Origin of the sequence: Devosia psychrophila (assembly GCF_000971275.1) — a bacterium.
Taxonomy (GTDB): domain Bacteria; phylum Pseudomonadota; class Alphaproteobacteria; order Rhizobiales; family Devosiaceae; genus Devosia; species Devosia psychrophila.
Genome location: NZ_LAPV01000177.1, coordinates 1 through 2,575, shown reverse-complemented (window position 1 = coordinate 2,575; position 2,575 = coordinate 1). Strand labels below are relative to the sequence as shown.

2 protein-coding genes and 1 pseudogene are annotated in these 2,575 nt (G+C 58.6%); all 3 read left to right on the top strand.

Annotated features, from left to right (window positions below; all coding sequences use genetic code 11):
- A partial coding sequence (locus tag WH91_RS19735; protein WP_046172734.1) for an integrase core domain-containing protein occupies positions 1-434 on the top strand: 434 nt, incomplete at its 5' end.
- A gap of 775 nt (positions 435-1,209) precedes the next feature.
- A pseudogene (locus WH91_RS23790) lies at positions 1,210-2,067 on the top strand (IS3 family transposase); the annotation flags it as partial.
- A gap of 266 nt (positions 2,068-2,333) precedes the next feature.
- A partial coding sequence (locus tag WH91_RS23785) for a transposase (RefSeq protein ID WP_144408390.1) occupies positions 2,334-2,575 on the top strand: 242 nt, incomplete at its 3' end.

Here is a 2,575-nt window from a genome sequence, read left to right as displayed (position 1 = left end):
ACTGCGCACTGGACATGGCCCTCACAGCCTCAGGCTGCGATCAGGCCCATGTGCATCACAAACCCCGCCTGCTCAGCGACAACGGCCCGAGCTACATCGCCGGTGAACTGGCCGATTATATCGAGGCCAAAGCCATGAGCCATGTTCGGGGTGCTCCAATGCATCCCCAGACCCAGGGCAAGATCGAACGCTGGCTCCAGACCCTCAAAAACCGCATCCTGCTCGAAAACTACTTCTTGCCCGGCGATCTTGAGGCCCAGATCGGCGCCTTCGTAGAGCACTACAACCACCGGTGTTACCACGAGAGCGTCGACAATGTGACGCCGGCCGACGCCTACTTTGGCAGGGCCGCAGCCAGCATCAAACAACGCGAAAGGATCAAACGCCAGACCATCCAGCATCGGCGCTTGCAGCACCGCAAGCTCGCCGCATAACATCAAACCAAAGACTAGGATGACACTCCGCTAATCGACGACCCAAGCTGAGCCAAATGATCTGACGACGGGCACATTAGATTAGTATGTGGGGGCCGCTCGTCTCCCTTGAAGGCTTGTGACTGTAAGATCTGATGGCAATGGCTGGCGTGGCGGCAGGAGCAGTCATGACGGCAGGACGTTGCTCCACGGCTTTGACCGATAGGACGCCGTCCCGGCGTTCCTTTGGCTCCGGCCTCGCGGCACTTTTATATAAGGTGCGACGTTTCTGGGACGGAGTCATTTCTATGAGCAAGGTTGTAATCAGTGGAAGAACCCGCTCTTCAAAATAATCACGCGTAACGTTGGCGCTCACGCTGACTCCATTGTTCGTAATGTTGAAGTCGACGCGGTCTTTCACCTGCCCGCCTCCGAGAGTTTCTTTTTCAAATCTTGTTCACGGCAGTCAGGTGGCATTGGGTTATCATCAAGTCGTTTGGGCAATCGGTCACATGGCCATCCGCGCTCACTAGAATCGCACGCGGCCAACGTGGCCAACCCATACAGCCGAACATTGGACGTTAACGATCGCGGCGCTCCCATGGTGCGTTTTCCGTTACCAAAATTCACAGAATTTGATGTTTCTTCCTTCTCGGCGGCAGGAGCATGGTGGTGGCCTAACGCCAAAATCCTAAAGGCGCACCACACGGCCGCGGCGATCTGTGAGGTGCTTTGAGTTGGTCCCGGAAAACCGGACCGGATGCTAAGCTCGTCCCGACGCCAAGGACAGAGTTCTATGGAGACGACGCGGAAACGGTATTCGGCTGATTTCAAGGCCAAGGTTGCCCTTGAGGCCATACGCGCAGATTTGACGCTGGCGGAACTGGGCGCCAAGCACGGCATTCATCACACGATGATTGCGGCCTGGAAGCGCCAGGCGATCGAGGGGATGGCGTCCACATTCACTGGTGCCTCTGAGTTGTCACGTGCGACCGGCGAGGCCGAGATCGACAAACTGCATTCCAAGATCGGGCAACTGATGGTGGAACGAGATTTTTTAGCCAAAGCCTTCGGTCGATGAGTGTGGACCGAAGGCGTGGGATGATTGAGGCAGTAAACCGCGACCTGTCGATCACGGCGCAATGCCGCCTGCTGTCGATCAGCCGATCATCGTTTTATTATGCGCCGCAGCCGGAGTCCGAGGAGACGCTGGCGCTGATGGCAGTGATCGATGCGGCGCTCCTTGGGATGCCCTGGTATGGCAGCCGGCAGATGGGCCGGCACCGACGACGCGTCGGTCAGCATGTTCGGCGTCGGCGGGTGCGGCGGTTGATGGCGAAGATGGGGCTGTCACCGATCTATCAGCGTCCACGGACCAGCGACCCGCACCCCCAGCATCGGATTTACCCCTACCTGCTGCGGCACCTGACGATCGAGTGGCCCAACCAGGTGTGGTGCGCCGACATCACCTATATCCCGATGCGGCGTGGCTTTCTCTATCTGGTGGCGATCATGGACTGGGCAACGCGCAAGGTGCTGGCGTGGCGCCTATCCACGCCTATCCAATACCATGGTCGGCTTCTGCGCCATGGCGCTCGAGGAGGCGCTGATGCGCTATGGCGCCCCCGAAATCTTCAACAGCGACAGTAACAATGCTGGTGCTGGTTCTTCTCGGCTGCGCGATTGCTTCCACGGATCGTCGGCAGATGATGAGCTGGTACCGCGACGTGCTCCAGGCCTCCTGACCCAAACACTGATCGATTGGCTCCATGTCTTTCCCTGGACCTGTCGGAGGCTGGAGCACCGAGCGGAGAGGTTCAGCCTCGAGGATGCTTGTGCCTAAGAGCCCGAACGGAAAGTAGTTGAGCGATATCAGAGGTTTGTGCTTCACCGTCGTTGTCGAGACGATAGGGGAAGCACATGGCCTGGACTGATACCGCCCGCAGGCAGCATATGCGCGAAGGGTCTGGGTATCCTGGCGATTTGCGTGATGGAGAATGGGTGCTGATTGAGCCCATGTTTCCGGCGGCGCGCAGTGGCGGTCGGCCACGCCCGACCTGCTTGCGCAGGGTGATGGATGCGATCCTATATATTGCGTCGAGCGGTTGCGCCTGGCGGATGCTGCCCAAATGCTTTCCTCCGATTTCGACAGTGCGCAGCCA